Origin of the sequence: Amycolatopsis sp. NPDC005961 (assembly GCF_040629235.1) — a bacterium.
Lineage (GTDB): Bacteria > Actinomycetota > Actinomycetes > Mycobacteriales > Pseudonocardiaceae > Amycolatopsis > Amycolatopsis camponoti.
Window position 1 is genome coordinate 1 of sequence record NZ_JBEXVF010000061.1, and the last position, 15,063, is coordinate 15,063.

The window sequence follows — 15,063 nt, forward strand, 5'->3', positions numbered from 1 at the left end:
CCTTCGAAAGCGGGAAGCAGCATGGATAGGGTGAAGATCGGAATCATCTTCGGGGGAGCCACGGAAGAGCACCCCGTTTCCGTCAAATCCGCGCACCCTCCCGGTTCGGGGGTGACGGCCCGCTCCGCCATCACGGTCCCGTCGGGTGGCCTGGCCGTGCCGCCACTCCGGCAGGATGACCGCATGGTCCGCGGCCGGCTTCGCCCCCATCAGGTCTGGCTGATCGGCGTTCCCCTCAACCGCTCGGCCTCGTCTTCTTGCTGTTCACGGGACTGGTCGTGTTCGGCCTGAACGCCTTGTTCGCTTTCCGGGCACCGAAGCTCAAGGCCGTGGCCTACTGGCTCACGGTCCCGCTGCTGATCCTGGTCCCCGCCCTCTTCCGGGTGGCCGCCCGGTAAGTCCCTCGCCGCCGGCCCTGTTCACGCGCGCAAGGCGTACCGCCGCTCGGCATACGCGAGGTCGTCGCGCCACAACCGCGCCGCCGTGTGGCGCACGAGCGGGCGGATCGCCGGTGCCAGCTTGGCCGCGACGGCGAACCCGGGGCGCTCCGACGCGGCGATCGTCGCCTCGATCACCGCGGTGCGGGGACGCCCGTCCGCACCGGGGCCCAGCGGCGTCGCGTGCGTTTCCACCACGCTGCCGGCCCCCTCGCCCTCGACGATGCGCATCACCACCGTGCGCGGCTCGGGACAGACGAATTCGGCCACGACCGGGACTCCCCATCGGCCGGCGAGCCGGAAGGTCACCTCGACCAGGAAGCGGTCGTCCTCCTCGGCCACCTCGACGCCCCGCGGCGCGGAAAGCACCCGCAGACGCGCGAAGGAGTACGGGTGGAACCAGGCGCCGTGCCACGGATCGAGCCGGTTCGCCACCACGTCCTCCGGCTCGCAGACGCCGCTGAGCGTGGCGACGGCGTCGATGCGCGCACCGCCACCGGGTCGGGCGGGAACCACCGGCCGCTCGGTCGGCTGCTCGCGCCCGATCTCGTCGAGGCGGGCCCAGACGAGCACGCCGTCGTCGTGCGCGGGAACCGGCGACCACGCGCCGCGACGATCACCGCCCAGCCGCAGGCCGTGCCACCGGCAGACCAGCTCGCCCCGGTGCAGCCGGGCGTCGGCGAGGGGCGCGCCCAGGTGCGGGCAAGCGCCCGGGCCGACGCGGACCCCGCCGTCGCGGTCACGCCAGGCCACGAGCTCCCGGCCGCCGACCGTCACCCCGAACGGGCGGTCCGGCCGCACCGACCGGCTGGCGCCGAGGACGAACCAGTTGCCGGACGGACGCGCGGACGCGCGTTTGCCGGCGGCTTCGATGAGCGCGGGTGAGCAGTCCCGGTAGGTCGGCTCCTGATTGGCCCAGCTCGGCTCGCGGAACGGCTGGACGGGCCATCGCCGCGGCCAGAGCCCGGCGATGCGCTGGCTGACGGTCACCGCTTCATCGTGGACGCCCCGCAGCGAACGTGCACGGTGGGCCGTGGCTTCTCGTTCGAGGGAACCTCGTTTATCCCCGGGTCTTCCGGGGAAAGTCCGAGCAGACGCATCGATCGTGTATCGAATGTCCCGCGTCGACCGAAGGAGCCCGGATGACAGTGATCTCCGACGCCGACGTGACCGCCGCCTGGCTGGACGGCCTGGCCCGCCACTGCGTCGACGCGGTGCGGGAGTTCGTCGGCGACCGGGTGCGGGAGCACTTCACCGGGCGGGCCGCGACCACCGCGGCGGTCACCGCGCTGCCGGACTTCGTGGCCGACGGGAAGTTCCTGCGGCCGCTGTTCGCCTACGCCGGCTGGCGGTGCGGCAAGCCGGACGACGAAGCGGCACTGAGGGCCGCGTCGGCGCTCGAACTGCTGCACTGTTTCGCGCTGGCCCAAGACGATGTCATGGACGGCTCCGAACGCCGTCGCGGCCGTCCGGCGCTGCACGTCACGTTCGCCCGCTGGCACGCCGAAAGGGAGCTCGGCGGCTCCGCCACGCGCTTCGGCGAGTCGGCCGCGATCCTCGCCGGCGACCTGTTCCTCGTCTGGTCCGAGCAGCTGCTGCGCGAATGCGGCCTGCCCGCCGAGGTGCTCGCCCGCGGCTGGCCGGTCTACGACCACCTGCGCTCCGAACTGGCCGTCGGTCAGCTCGACGACCTGGTGAACGACGCCCGCGCACTGCCCCCGTGGGGTGACGTCCTCGACGTCGTCCGCCGCAAGTCGGGCAACTACACCGTGCGCCGCCCGCTCGAGTTCGGCGCCGCGCTGGCCGGGTGCGACGAGCGCGTCCGCGCGGCTCTGGGCACGTACGGCGGCCTGGTCGGGGAGGCGTTCCAGTTCCGCGACGACCTGCTGGGGGTGTTCGGCGACCCGGCCGTCACCGGCAAGCCGGTCGGTGACGACCTGCGCGAGCGGAAGGCCTCCACCGTCGTCGTGCTCGCCGCCGAGCTGGCCGGCCGCTCGCAGCGCGCCGAGCTGGCGGAGTTGCTGGCCCTCGACGTCGTGGACTCCGCCGCCGTCGAGCGCTGGCAGCGGCTGATCACCGCGACCGGCGCCCGCGACCAGCTGGAGAAGTTCGCCGACGACCGGGTCCGGCACGCGCTGGAGGTGCTCGACCTCGCCGGCCTCCCCCAGCAGCCGGCCGACGCGCTGACCTCCTTGGCGCTGCGCTGCACCGAGCGGGTCCGATGAGGACGGTCCGCGGCCGCACCGACCGCGTGGTGGTCGTCGGCGCCGGGCTGGCCGGGCTCTCGGCCGCCCTGCACCTGGCCGGGCGGGGCCGCTCGGTCATCGTCCTCGAGCGCGACCCCTGGCCCGGCGGCCGGGCCGGGCGGGTGGACCTCGCCGGCTACCGGCTCGACACCGGCCCGACGGTGCTGACCATGCCGGAGATCCTCGGCGACGCCTTCGCCGCGGTGGGCGCGGACCTGGCGGACCTCCTGCGGCTGACCCGGCTCGACCCCGCCTACACCGCCCGGTTCGCCGACGGCTCGAGCCTGCCGGTGTTCTCCGACGGCGACCGGATGACCGACGCCGTGCGGGACTTCGCCGGCCCGGCCGAGGCGGCGGGCTACCGGCGGCTGCGCGACTGGCTGACCCGCCTCCACCGCGCCGAGTTCGACCGGTTCGTCGCCGCCAACTTCGACTCGCCGCTCGGACTGCTCTCCCCCGACCTCGCCCGCCTCGTGGCGCTCGGCGGCTTCCGGCGCCTGGACACCCGGATCGGCGCCTTCCTGACCGACGAGCGGCTCAAGCGGGTCTTCACCTTCCAGGCGTTGTACGCCGGGGAATCGCCGATGCGGGCTCTCGCGCTGTACGCGGTCATCTCCTACATGGACACCGTCGGCGGCGTGTACTTCCCCGAAGGCGGCATGGCGGCCGTCCCGCGGGCGATGGCTCAGGCGGCGACCGGCGCCGGGGTCGAATTCCGCTTCGGCGCGGCCGTGACGGCGCTCGAACGCCGCGGAACCCGGGTCACCGCCCTGCACACGAGCCGAGGTGACCGGATCGAAGCCGACGCCGTCGTCCTGACCACCGAACCACCCGAGAGCTACCGGCTGCTCGGCCGCACGCCACGGCGTCCGGTGCCGCTGCGGCCGGCGCCGTCCGCGCTCGTGCTGCACGCCGGTGGTCCCGCGGAGCATCCGCCCGGGCACCACACGATCTCCTTCGGGCACGGCTGGCGCTCGACGTTCCGTGAGCTGATCACCGAGGGACGGCGGATGAGCGACCCCTCCCTGCTGATCACCCGCCCCACGGCGACCGATCCGTCGCTGGCTCCGCCGGGCAAGGAGCTGTTCTCGATCCTCGCGCCGGTGCCGAACCTCGAGCGTGGTCCGCGCGACTGGGACGTCGAGGCCGGGCCGTACGCCGACGAGGTCCTCGAGCACGTCCGATCGCGGCTGCTGCCCGGCTTCACCCCGGAGCTTTCCCACGTCCTGAGCCCGGCGGACTGGGCCCGCCGCGGGCTGGTGGCGGGCACACCGTTCAGCTACGCGCACTCGTTCGTCCAAACCGGACCGTTCCGCCCGCGGAACCTGCCACCCGGCACGGAGAACGTGGTGCTGGCCGGCGGCGGGACCGTCCCCGGCGTCGGCGTCCCGACGGTGCTGCTCTCCGGCCGGCTGGCCGCGGACCGGATCACCGGGACCCGTCGCACCGCGGGCACCACGGTCGATCTCGCCGCGAAGGGAGCCCGATGACGCACCGCGAGCTCGACGCCGCCGGCATCACCGACCCGCGGCTGCGCCAGGCCTACCGGCGGTGCCGGGAGGTCAACGCCCGGCACGGCCGGACCTACTTCCTCGCCACCCGCATGCTTTCGCCCGCCCAGCGCCCGGCGGTACACGCGCTCTACGCGTTCGCGCGCCGCCTCGACGACCTCGTCGACGAGCCGGAGCCCGGCGCCACCCCGGAGAGCATCGCCGTCACCCTGCACGACGTCGAGCGGCGCTTCTTCGCCGAGCTCGCGGCCGGCCACAGCGACGACCCGCTGCTGACCGCGGTCCTCGACACCGTGTCCCGCTACGCCATTCCCGAGCCGCACTTCCGCGCGTTCTTCGCGTCCATGCGCATGGACCTCACCGTCACCGGTTACCCGACCCGGGCCGCGCTCGACGAGTACGTGCACGGCTCGGCCGAGGTGATCGGGCTGCAGGTGCTGCCGGTGCTCGGCACCGTCGTCGCCCGCGCCGAGGCGGCCCCGCGCGCCGCCGCGCTCGGGAAGGCGTTCCAGCTGACCAACTTCCTGCGCGACGTCGCCGAGGACCTCGGCCGCGGACGCGTCTACCTGCCGGCCGACGAGCTCGCCGCGGACGGCGTCGACCGCGACCGGCTGCGGTGGTGCGCCCGCGCCCGGAGGCTCGATCCCCGGGTCCGGCGGGCGCTCGCCGGTCAGGTCGCGCGGACGCGCCGGATCTACGCCGAGGCCCGGCCGGGGATCGCGATGCTGCACCCGGCGTCCCGGCCGTGCGTGGAGACCGCGTTCACGCTCTACGGCGGCATCCTCGACCGCATCGAGGCCGCGGGCTTCAACGTCTTCGGCGGGCGCGCCCGCGTGCCGCGGCACCGCCGGTTGCTGGCGGCCGGCGACGCGCTCGTCCGCGCGCGGTGGGCGCGGCACCGCCACCCGGTGGCGGTGGCCTGAGGTGGGCAAGCTGGAGTACCTGCTCGTCCTCGCCGCCTGCGTCGTCGTGACGCTGCCATTGGAGCTGGCCGGTGCCCGGGTGTACCGGCGGCCGCGGCTGCTGGCGCGCGCCGTGCTGCCCGTCGCGGCGGTGTTCCTGGTCTGGGACGCCGTCGCGATCACCGCCGGCGTGTGGGACTTCGACCCCGCCTTCGTCACCGGCGTGGGCGTCCCGCTGGGGATCCCGCTCGAAGAGGTGCTGTTCTTCGTCGTCGTCCCGATCTGCGGGCTGCTGACCTACGAGGCCGTGCAGCTGACCGGCCGGGTCGTCACGCGGCTGCTGCGCCGCCGGGAGCGGGTGCCGCGCTGATGCCTTGGGGCTACACGGTTCCCGCCGTCGCCGCCGTGCTCGTCGTGGTCGCCGCGGAGCTGCTCGTCCTGCGGACCGGGCTGCTGCGCCGGCCGGCCTACTGGGTCACGATGGCCATCGTGACCGCCTTCCAGGTCCCGGTGGACGGCTGGCTGACCAAGCTCTCCGCTCCGATCGTCCGGTACGCGCCCGAAGGCATCACCGGGTGGCGGTTCCCCTGGGACATCCCGGTCGAAGACTTCCTCTTCGGCTACGCCATGGTCACCGCGGTCCTGCTGCTGTGGGAACGTGGCGCCCAGTCCCGAAAGGACAGTGCATGAGCCTGTTGTCCCGCACCGGTTTGCCGCGAACCGAGGTACCGTCCGCGTTCGACGGGGGCGCCGCGGCCTACGACCGGCTCGTCGGCGCCAACCCGGGCTACCACCGCGACCTGCGGATCTCCGCCCGCCGCCTCGGGCTGCCCGGCGGGGGCGCCGGGCTGCACGTCCTCGACGCCGGCTGCGGCACCGGCGCGTCGACCGCCGCGCTGCTGCGGGCCGCGCCGGGCGCGCGCGTCACCGCGGTCGACGCGTCCGCCGGGATGCTGGCGCGGGCGCGCGCGAAACGGTGGCCGGCAGACGTCCGGTTCGTCCACTCGCCGGTGGAGGACCTGACAGCCGCGCGGCCTTTCGACGCGATCTTCGCCGCCTACCTGGTGCGCAACCTCGCCGATCCCGACGCCCAGCTGGCGAAGCTGCACGGTCTGCTGCGCCCGGGCGGCCGCATCGCGCTCCACGAGTATTCGGTGCGGGACTCGCGGCGCGCCCGCTGGGTGTGGAACGCGGTGTGCGGCGCCGTCGTGATCCCGCTGGGCCGGCTCGCCACCGGCGACGCGACGCTGTACCGGCACCTGCGCCGCAGCGTGCTCGCCTTCGACGGCGTCGCCGACCTCTGTGCGCGGCTCACGCGCGCCGGCTTCACCGACGTCCGCACGGGCACGATGCCCGGCTGGTCACGCGGGATCGTCCACACCGTCCTGGGCACCCGGCCGTGACGCCGGTCCGCGACCGCCGCGCCGAGCTCCACCCCGCGTCGCCGGGGCTCCCGGACGCCGGCGCGCTCGGCCGCCGTCCGCGTGCCGCCGTGGTCGGGGGCGGCATCGCCGGGCTGACCGCCGCGACCGGCCTCGCCGAGCGCGGCGTCGAGGTCACGGTGTTCGAGCGCGAGCGGTACCTCGGCGGGCGGGCCGGCGGCTGGGCCGAGCGCCTGCCGGACGGCACCGGGGTCACGATGAGCCGCGGCTTCCACGCGTTCTTCCGCCAGTACTACAACCTTCGCGCACTGCTCGCGCGCACCGACCCCGGGCTGCGGCGGCTCACGCCGGTGGCGGACTACCCGCTGGTCGACGCGCTCGGCCGCACGGACACCTTCGCCGGGCTGCCGCGCACCCCGCCGCTGAACGCGCTGGCGTTCGCCTTGCGCAGCCCCACGTTCCGGGCTCGCGACCTGCTGCGCCTCGACGGCCGGCGCGCGCTGCCCCTGGCCGGCGTCGGCGTGCCCCGGGTCTACGAGCAGCTCGACCACGTCGACGCGGCGACGTTCCTGAGCGCGATCAACTTCCCCGTCGCGGCCCGGCACCTGGCGTTCGAGGTGTTCTCCCGCAGCTTCTTCGCCGACCCGGCCGAGCTGTCGGCCGCCGAGCTGGCGACGATGTTCCACCTGTACTTCCTCGGTTCCGCCGAAGGCCTGCTCTTCGACGTGCCGGCCGAGCCCTTCCCGCGGGCACTCTGGGACCCGCTGGGCGAGTACCTCACCTCGCGGCGCACCGACCTCCGCACCGGGGTGTCCGTCACGGCCGTCGAGCCGCGCCCCGGCGGGTTCCTCGTCGACGGCGAGTTCTTCGACGCCGTCGTCCTCGCCTGCGACGTGCCGGGACTGCGGCGCGTCGTGGCCGGCTCGCCGGGGCTGGGCACCGAGGACTGGCGCGCGAGAGTGGCCCGGCTGCGCACGGCTCCCCCCTTCGTGGTGCGCCGGCTGTGGCTCGACCGGCCCGTCGACGCGACCCGGGCCGCGTTCCTCGGCACCGGCGGTCTCCGGCCGCTGGACAACATCAGCGTCCTGGACCGGTACGAAGGGGAAGCGCGCCGGTGGGCCCGCCGGCACCACGGCTCGGTCGTCGAGCTGCACGCTTACGCCGCCGGCGACGACACCGGCCGGGTCGCCCACGACCTGGACAAGCTCCTGCACCGGCTCTACCCCGAGACCGCCGACGCCCGTGTGGTCGGCGCGAGCACCCTGGTGCGCGAGGACTGCCCGCTGTTCCCGGTCGGCGGCTTCGCCCACCGGCCCACGGTCGAGACACCTCAGCCCGGTCTGCTCCTCGCCGGTGACGCGATCCGCGTCGACCTGCCGGTCGCCCTGATGGAACGCGCGGCGACCACCGGCTGGACCGCCGCGAACACCCTCCTGCACCGGTGGGGTCTGGCCGGTCACCCGCTGCGCTCGGTGCCCAACCACGGCCGGATCGCACTGCTCGACCGGCTGGCCGCCCGAACGGGCGGATTTCCGGCGCCGGCCGGCCGGTGAGCGGTTAAGCGGGGCCACCGGGGTACCCGTCCGGGCATGGACGACGAACAGACCCGAACCGGGTTCGGCGCGAAACAGCTGGTGGACCCCGTGAAGGCGTGGTCGTGACCGCGCCCGGACCGGAGCCCGAGGACGCGCCCGGTCTCGAACCCGGCGGCTCGGTCGCCCCGGGTGACACCCCGCCCGACGCCGGCCAGACCTCGGGCCTGTCCCACCCCCAGCCGATTCCCTCGCGGGCCCCGGCCGTCGTCGCGCTGATCGTGGTCGCCGTGCTCGTGCTCGGCACCGCGGCGTTCTTCGTGCTCCGCGCGATCGACCTGCTCTGACCGCGTGGCGGAACGAAGATTGACTATTGACCACCTGCCAGTAACGTTCCCCGCCATGGACGATGCTGCCCGCCGGCTGCGACGACGTCTGCTCGCCGCCCTCGGCTCGACCCGCGTCGAGGCGAACGGCCGGTCCTGGGATCCGGGACTGCCGCCCGGGCGCCTGCTCACCTTGCCGGGCAAGGGCGAGCTCTTCGTCCGCGAGCACCGGCCGCCGGGCACCACCGGGCCACCGGTTCTCCTGCTGCACGGCTGGTCCTGGTCGCTGGACGTCAACTACTTCGGCGTGATGCCCGAGCTGGTGGCCGCGGGGATCCCGTTCGTGGGCCACGACCAGCGGGGACACGGGAGGGGCCTGGCGAGCGGGCGCCCGTTCGAGATCGAGGACGTCGCCGAGGACGCCGCGGCGCTGCTCGACTTCCTCGGCATCGAAAAAGTCATCGTGTGCGGCTACTCCCTGGGCGGCCCGGTGGGGCTGCACCTGGCCTTGGCCCGGCCGGACCTGGTCGCCGGGCTCGTGCTGGCCGCGACGGCCTTGAGCTACCGGCAGAGCCTGCGCGACCGGACCGTGTGGCGCCTGATCGCCGCCGGTGCCCCGCTCGCCCGCTTGGGGTTCGGCCGGTCGATTTCCCGCGCTACTTCGGTTTGAGCAGACGGACGTCGCCGGATCTCGCCGCTCGGTGGTCGTGGTTCCACACCGAGCTGACCCGCGCGCCGGTCACCGGCGTCTTCACGATGGGACGCGCGGTCGGCCGTTACGACCTGCGCGACCGAGTGGCCGCGTTGCGCCGCACACCCGCGGCCGTCGTCCTGACGACCCAGGACACCGTCTGCGCCCCTCGTTCGCAACGGCAGCTCGCCGACCAGCTCGGGGCCCGGGTTCTGGAGCTGCCGGACGACCACGACGTCCCGATCGTGCGGCCCGCGGCGTTCGCCACCGCCGTCCTGACCGGGATCGCCGACGTCCGCGCACGAGCCGGGCGGTGACGCCGGGACCCGGCTCTCCCGTCGTGGTCGTCAGACGTTTTCGGCCGACACGACGGCCGGCATCCGGTTCAGCCTCTCCAGCAGCAGCGCGGTCGCCGTCGCGGTGAGCCAGACCGTGCACTCGACACGGCTTTCGACCACCCCCGTCGCGGACGTCGATCCTGAGGTTGCGCACCGGGTAGCGGCGGCTGTGCAGCAGGCTGACGACGCGCAGGACGCCGGCAAGACCGCCGACCACGTGCGCCGCGACGGTGCGGTGCAACGGAAATTCGGGGGAGGCCTCAGTGGCCCGGCTGGTGACCGGCTCCGGGCGTGGGCTGACGGCAGCGGTGTGAGTCATGACGGATCTCCTCAGGCGGATTCTGGGAAAGATCCGGACCAGGTCCCGGAAGGCGGCGCACGACATTCGGCACGCCGGCGACCTGGTTCAGCCGGCGCGCCGAGGAATGATGATCCCGCGCATGCGGCGGACTATACATGCCGCCGGTCGCCGACGGTCGAGCCCGGCGGCTCGACCATCTCCCCCACGATCCGGACGAAGCGGCGAACCAGGCAATTCCCCCAGCCGTCGTCCGTGACTAACGGCTCCTGACGGGTGCCGTTGTCCTCGCGGCCGAGGCCCCACCGAGGGTCACGTGGAAGATCTTCTCGTTGCTGTTGTCGGGAATGCTGTCCTTGTCGCCGTTGTTGGTGGTCGTCAGCCACAAGCCGCCGTCGGGTGCGGGTTCCACCGTGCGCAGCCGCCCGTAGGTGCCGTTGAAGTACGCCTGGACGTCGGTCAGGTCGCTGCCGCTGATCACCTCCCGGTACATCCGGGTGCCGCGTTCGCAGGCGACGTAGAGCACGTCGCGGACGATGGCGATGCCGGAGCAGGAGCCTTCCGCCGTGGAGTACGTCCGCTTCGGTGCGATGAAGCCCACGGTGCCGCACGTCCCGGATGTGCCTTCACACGCCGGCCAGCCGTAGTTGCCGCCCTTGGTGATGAGGTTGGTTTCGTCCATCACCGAGTTGCCGAACTCCTGTTCCCACAACCGTCCTTGGGAATCGAACGCGAGTCCCTGCGGGTTGCGGTGGCCGTAACTCCACACGTAGGTGCCGAAAGGGTTGTCCGCAGGCACGCTGCCGTCCGGGTTCAGCCGCAGGACCTTGCCGTTGAGGCTCGCCTTGTTCTGCGCGTTGTCGCCGTTCTGGGCGTCGCCGGTGGTGGCGTAGAGCTTGCCGTCGGGACCGAAGCGCAGCCGGCCGCCGTTGTGGAACTTGTTGCGCAGCAACCCACTGAGCAGGACCTGCTCCGATGCCGTGTCGAGCTGGCCGTCCGCCAGCTTGATCCGCACGATCCGGTTGTCGGACGGCGAGGTGTGCATGAGGTAGAGCCAGTGGTCGGCGGCGAACCCGGGCGAGACGGCCAGGCCGAGCAGGCCGCCCTCACCGTCGGTGTTGTCCACCCCGGGGACCGTGCCCACCGACGTCTTGGCGCCGGTGGCGGGGTTCAGGTGGACGATGTCGTGGGCGTCGCGCCGCGTGTAGAGGATCGTGCCGTCCGGCAGCGTCACCAGGCCCCACGGGATGTCGGTGTCGGTGGCGATCTGCGTCACCGCGCACACGGAGTCGCCACAGGCCGCGCCGGTGGTCACGGTCGTGGTCGCACTGGGCGGCGACACGTTCGCCTGCGCGTCCCGCGCCACGACGGAGTACTCGTAGCTCGTGTTCGCCGCCAGGCCGCTGTCGACGAAGGTGGTCGCGGGCGGCGCGGTGGCGCTCCCGGTGACCGCACCGACCTTGACGCCGCCGCGGTAGACGTCGTAAGCCCGGACGCCGATGTTGTCCGTCGCCGCGGCCCAGTTCAGGGTCACCGTCGTGCCGGAGGCGGCGCCGGTCAGGTTCGTGGGCGCGGTCGGCGCCTGGTCGTCCGGCTGGCACTGCGGGGGCGTGATCGGGACCGTCGTGCTGGCCTGCGAGACGTTGCCCGCAGCGTCGCGCGCGTTGACGTACAGGCCCCAGGTCACGCCGCCGACCACGGTCAGGCTCGTCGACAGGGTGCTTCCGCTCACCGACTTCATCAGCTGTCCGTCGTGGTAGACGTCGTAGAACGCCACGCCCACGTTGTCGGCGGACGCGTTCCACGCGAACGTCACGGCGTCGCAGACCAGGTCGCTCACCCGCGGGTCGCCCGGCACGCTCGGCGACTGGGTGTCACCAAGGACCGTCCGCCACTTCTGGTTGTCTCCGCCGGTGCAGGTGTACATGCCGACCAGGGTGCTGTTGGCGGTGGCCGCCCCGGTGACGTCCAGGCAGAGACCCGACTGCACGCCGGTGATCGTGCCGTCGGCGTTGATCCGCCACTTCTGGTTGGCGCCGCCGTTGCAGGTGTAGATCTGGGCGTCGGCCGGGGACGTCGTGCTCGCGTGGGCGACGTCGAGGCACATCGCGCCGTCGTACACCCGCAGCTCGCCCGCCGCCGTGAACGTCCACGCCTGGTTGGCCTGGCCGTTGCAGTCGTAGATGTTCACGCGCGTCTTCGCCGCGGTGCTGTTGCCGACGACGTCGAGGCACCGTCCGGACGCCACGCCGGTCACCGTGAACCCGGAAGCCCCGGAAGCCGCGGGCACGACCACCGCCACCGCGGCGACGGCGGCGATCACCGCGGCCAGGACACGCCGGCGGGAACTCGAGGGAAACATTCTCGGCCTTTCGCTGTGGGCGGGCTTCACGCGTCGAAGCGGAAGTACACGGTGCGGTGGTAGTCGCCGGTGGCGGCGTTCGGGCGGCTCTCCGGGCCCAGCGCCGCGACGCCGTGGAACTTGTTGCCGATCGGGGAAATACCGTCGAGCAGCGAGATTCCGCCGGCCGGGTAGGTCACCACGGCGTTCTGCGGGTCGGGACCCACGGCCGGGGTGAACAACCTCAGGTACAGGCCCTCCTCCGCGGCGACCACCGTGATCGCGCCTTCGGTGGTGTCCAGCACGGCCCAGCAGGTCCGGGCGTGGTAGCCCTTGAACTCCGGGTACGCGAACCCGCTCGCCCCGGTCGCGGTGTCGTCGTACGGCTTGTGCCAGACGTCGGGCCGCACCCCGCGCAACCGGTTCTTGTAGACGCGGTACGGCCCGTCCCCGAGCCAGGTCAGGCCGCGCACGTTCCCCTCGGGGTAGTCGAAGTTCACGCCGAGGTGGTCGTGGTCGCCGGTGGCGCGGTAGCGGTACTCCAGCCGCAGCCAGCCGTTGGCGTCCAGCCGCCAGCGCACGGACGTCAGGTCGCCGCTGTAGTCCGCCTGCGCGACCCAGCCGGTGCCGTCGCGGAAGTGGCTGAACCCGGTCAGGGCGGCCGCGCCGCCGGCCGGGGCGGGACCGTTGGCCAGCGACACCGGCGAGCCGGCGCGGCGCACGCCGGTCAGCCGGCCGTCGGCCTTGCCGATGGTGACCCGGGTGGCCCCGGCGACGAGCGTGACGTCGACGGCGGTCTCGGTCATGACGACGCTCCCGGTGGTCGCCGGGCGGACCAGGCGGGCGGCGAGGTCCGGCGCCTTGCGGACGCGCCACGTCCAGCCCGCGATGTCGCGGCCGGCCGGATCGGTCACGCTCAGCCGCAGCGCGTCGGCCCCGGTCCAGTCGGCGGGCAGGCCGAGCGTCACCGCGCCGGTGGCCCCCGGCGCGACGTCCGGCGCCGCCGCCTGGCCTTCGGCGAGCACCTGGTGACCGGGCCCCGCACCGGGCGCGGGGAACGCCAGCAGCTGCCAGCCGAACCGGCACGTCCGGAGGTTCGTGAAGTCGTAGCGGTTCACGAGCTTCACGGTCTTGTCGAACGACGCCGGGAAAACCGAGTCGTAGTAAGCGGAATTGGCCAGCTGGACCGGTGACCAGATGTCCTTGATCGTGAAGAAGCTGCCTTCCTTTTCACGGTACGGGCCGAGGATGCCGTCGGGAGCGCGGCTGCCGTTGGTGTCGAGGGCCCCGCCGCGGTCGTCACGCACGACGCTTTCGTCGACGAGCGCCCAGATGAAGCCGCCCGCCGAACGCTGCGACCCGCCCATCAGCTTCCAGTAGTCGTTCAAGCCGGCTCCGGCGCCGCCGTCGTAGAGGCCGTGCAGGAACTCGGTCGGCATGAAGATCGTGGCGCCGGCGGCCTTGCTCGCGGTGCTGCTGTAGGTCTGGTAGTGGCTGGTGTCGACGCCGCTGAAGGTCGTCCAGGGGTGCAGCACCGCCCGCCGCTGCGGGTCGTACCGGCCGAAGTCGTCGTCCAGCGCGGTGTTCCAGCCGCCTTCGTTGCCGTTGTCCCAGAACAGGATCGACGGGTGGTTGACGTCGCGCTCCACCAGGGCCTCGACCAGCGGAGCCCCGACACCCTCGTCGTAGCGGCGCTGCCAGCCGGTCAGCTCGTCCAGGACGTAGAGCCCGAGTTCGTCGCAGAGGTCGAGGAAGTACGCGTCCGGTGGGTAGTGCGACATCCGGACGGCGTTCATGTTCATGTCCTTCATCAGCCCGATGTCCAGCCGGGCGAGGCGCGGGCTCGAAGCCCGGCCGGAGGTCGGCCAGAAGGTGTGCCGGTTCGCTCCTTTGAGGACGATCCGCCGGCCGTTGACGTAGATGCCATCACCGGCCCGGACCTCGACCGTACGAAAGCCGAAGCGCTCGACGGTGCTGTGCGACGGAGTCCCGCCGGAGTCTACGAGGGTCAGCTCGACCTGGTGGAGGTTCGGCGTTTCGGCGGTCCACAAGGGAGGCCGGTCCGCGGTGGTGGTCAGGTCCGCACCGGTGGCCCCGCTCGCCACGGCGACCGAGAAGGCGTCGCCGACGGCCGTGCCGTCGAGCCGGCGCAGCTGCGCCGTCAGCCGGGCCGCCCCGGTCACCCCGGCGAGCGTGACGTGGGCGGCGAACGTCCCGTCCGCGCGGGCGTCGATCGCGACGCGGTCGATTCGCGCGGCCGGATGGGCTTCCAGCGTCACCGGCCGGAAGATCCCGCCGAAGTTCCAGAAGTCACCGCGGCGCTCGGCGTCGTTCACCGAGTTGTCCGCCGATTCCTTGCTGACGGTCGCTTCCAGGAGGTTCGGCTCGCCGAGCCTCAGCAGATCCGTCACGTCGTGGCGGAAGCGGTAGAAGCCGCCTTGGTGCACCGGCCCGGCGGAGACGCCGTTGACCCGCACGTCGGCGTCGGTCATGGCGGCTTCGAACACCAGGAAGATCCGGCGCCCGGCCCAGGACGCCGGCGGTGTGAACCGGTGGCGGTAGTTCCCCTTCTCCTCCGGGACGAGGTCCCCGCCGTAGTGGTAGCTGCCGAAGCCGTGGCACTCCCAGTTCGACGGCGTCGGGATCGTGCTCCACTCCCCCGCGCGCCGTCCGGCCGTGACCTGGAACTCCCAGTCGACGGTGTGGTCGGCGTCGGCGCCGGTCAGGAGCAGGGTTTCGGTCACCGGACCGGCGAGTGCCGCACGGGCTGCGCCCGCCGAAGAGACGCCGAACGTCGACAGGCCCGCCGTCGCCACGCCCACCGTGCCGAGGGCCAACGCCGTGCGACGATCGAATTCCACTGGGCCTCCAGAGGACTGGGAGGTGAAGTCCGCCGACGCGCCGAGAGACCCAGACCGGACCGGGCGAGCGCTCTGATATATGACACACCATACAACAGCAGCCGGTGCGCAACTGGACAAACCGCCGGACAACCTCCCCGGCCGGAACCTTCGGCGGCTTCACCAATGATCAGGAGAACGCTACCGTCGATCTCCTGA

The 15,063-nt window shown here is 73.0% G+C and carries 14 protein-coding genes; 11 read left to right on the plus strand and 3 right to left on the minus strand.

The genetic code is table 11. From position 1 onward, the window contains the following. Positions 1–257: 257 nt before the first annotated feature. Positions 258–398: a hypothetical protein gene (locus ABZ342_RS37490; RefSeq protein WP_360483489.1), complete on the plus strand. Its 141-nt coding sequence runs from the start codon at positions 258–260 to the stop codon at positions 396–398. A 21-nt stretch (positions 399–419) separates the two neighbouring features. Here the strand turns inward: ABZ342_RS37490 and ABZ342_RS37495 are convergent, their stop codons facing one another. Next, a complete protein-coding gene (locus tag ABZ342_RS37495) occupies positions 420–1,427 on the minus strand; it encodes a DUF5914 domain-containing protein (protein ID WP_360483492.1) in 1,008 nt (335 codons plus the stop codon). A 152-nt stretch (positions 1,428–1,579) separates the two neighbouring features. Between ABZ342_RS37495 and ABZ342_RS37500 the strand changes: the two genes are divergently transcribed. From ABZ342_RS37500 to ABZ342_RS37545, 10 genes are all read left to right on the plus strand, one after another. Further along, positions 1,580–2,662 carry a polyprenyl synthetase family protein gene (locus ABZ342_RS37500; protein ID WP_360483495.1) on the plus strand — a complete coding sequence of 361 codons (1,083 nt, stop codon included), beginning with the start codon at positions 1,580–1,582 and terminating at the stop codon, positions 2,660–2,662. Then, entirely contained in the window at positions 2,659–4,173 is a 1,515-nt protein-coding gene (crtI, locus tag ABZ342_RS37505) for a phytoene desaturase family protein (RefSeq protein WP_360483498.1), read from the plus strand. Before ABZ342_RS37500 ends, crtI begins: the two co-directional genes overlap by 4 nt. Next, entirely contained in the window at positions 4,170–5,117 is a 948-nt protein-coding gene (locus ABZ342_RS37510) for a phytoene/squalene synthase family protein (protein WP_360483501.1), read from the plus strand. The genes crtI and ABZ342_RS37510 overlap by 4 nt, the downstream gene beginning before the upstream one ends. A 1-nt stretch (position 5,118) precedes the next feature. Then, the gene (locus ABZ342_RS37515) at positions 5,119–5,466 is read left to right on the plus strand and encodes a lycopene cyclase domain-containing protein (protein WP_155542665.1); all 348 of its coding nucleotides are present in this window, start codon (positions 5,119–5,121) and stop codon (positions 5,464–5,466) included. Then, the gene (locus ABZ342_RS37520) at positions 5,463–5,786 is read left to right on the plus strand and encodes a lycopene cyclase domain-containing protein (RefSeq protein WP_196425435.1); all 324 of its coding nucleotides are present in this window, start codon (positions 5,463–5,465) and stop codon (positions 5,784–5,786) included. Before ABZ342_RS37515 ends, ABZ342_RS37520 begins: the two co-directional genes overlap by 4 nt. Further along, complete coding sequence (locus ABZ342_RS37525; protein ID WP_360483504.1) at positions 5,783–6,499, plus strand: methyltransferase domain-containing protein; 717 nt, start codon at positions 5,783–5,785, stop codon at positions 6,497–6,499. Before ABZ342_RS37520 ends, ABZ342_RS37525 begins: the two co-directional genes overlap by 4 nt. After that, entirely contained in the window at positions 6,496–8,031 is a 1,536-nt protein-coding gene (locus tag ABZ342_RS37530) for an FAD-dependent oxidoreductase (RefSeq protein ID WP_360483507.1), read from the plus strand. The genes ABZ342_RS37525 and ABZ342_RS37530 overlap by 4 nt, the downstream gene beginning before the upstream one ends. Before the next feature lie 104 nt (positions 8,032–8,135). Next, a complete protein-coding gene (locus ABZ342_RS37535; RefSeq protein WP_155542661.1) occupies positions 8,136–8,357 on the plus strand; it encodes a DUF6480 family protein in 222 nt (73 codons plus the stop codon). Positions 8,358–8,412: 55 nt separating this feature from the next. After that, positions 8,413–9,006: an alpha/beta fold hydrolase gene (locus ABZ342_RS37540; protein WP_360483511.1), complete on the plus strand. Its 594-nt coding sequence runs from the start codon at positions 8,413–8,415 to the stop codon at positions 9,004–9,006. Then, positions 9,003–9,344 (plus strand): hypothetical protein, encoded by a 342-nt coding sequence (locus ABZ342_RS37545; RefSeq protein WP_360483514.1) that lies wholly within the window; start codon positions 9,003–9,005, stop codon positions 9,342–9,344. Before ABZ342_RS37540 ends, ABZ342_RS37545 begins: the two co-directional genes overlap by 4 nt. A 578-nt stretch (positions 9,345–9,922) precedes the next feature. On the opposite strand, the gene ABZ342_RS37550 is transcribed toward ABZ342_RS37545, so the two are convergent. Together ABZ342_RS37550 and ABZ342_RS37555 are read right to left on the minus strand one after the other, a co-directional pair. After that, complete coding sequence (locus ABZ342_RS37550) at positions 9,923–12,025, minus strand: PQQ-dependent sugar dehydrogenase (RefSeq protein WP_360483516.1); 2,103 nt, start codon at positions 12,023–12,025, stop codon at positions 9,923–9,925. Positions 12,026–12,051: 26 nt separating this feature from the next. Further along, entirely contained in the window at positions 12,052–14,865 is a 2,814-nt protein-coding gene (locus ABZ342_RS37555) for a glycoside hydrolase family 2 TIM barrel-domain containing protein (RefSeq protein ID WP_360483518.1), read from the minus strand. Positions 14,866–15,063 lie beyond the last annotated feature (198 nt).

Excerpts from the sequence above, each read along its gene's own strand:
- ABZ342_RS37500 (WP_360483495.1), top strand. The coding sequence starts at position 1,580 with ATGACAGTGATCTCCGACGCCGACGTGACCGCCGCCTGGCTGGACGGC.
- crtI (WP_360483498.1), top strand. The coding sequence starts at position 2,659 with ATGAGGACGGTCCGCGGCCGCACCGACCGCGTGGTGGTCGTCGGCGCC.
- ABZ342_RS37510 (WP_360483501.1), top strand. The coding sequence starts at position 4,170 with ATGACGCACCGCGAGCTCGACGCCGCCGGCATCACCGACCCGCGGCTG.
- ABZ342_RS37525 (WP_360483504.1), top strand. The coding sequence starts at position 5,783 with ATGAGCCTGTTGTCCCGCACCGGTTTGCCGCGAACCGAGGTACCGTCC.
- ABZ342_RS37540 (WP_360483511.1), top strand. The coding sequence starts at position 8,413 with ATGGACGATGCTGCCCGCCGGCTGCGACGACGTCTGCTCGCCGCCCTC.
- ABZ342_RS37550 (WP_360483516.1), bottom strand. The coding sequence starts at position 12,025 with ATGTTTCCCTCGAGTTCCCGCCGGCGTGTCCTGGCCGCGGTGATCGCC.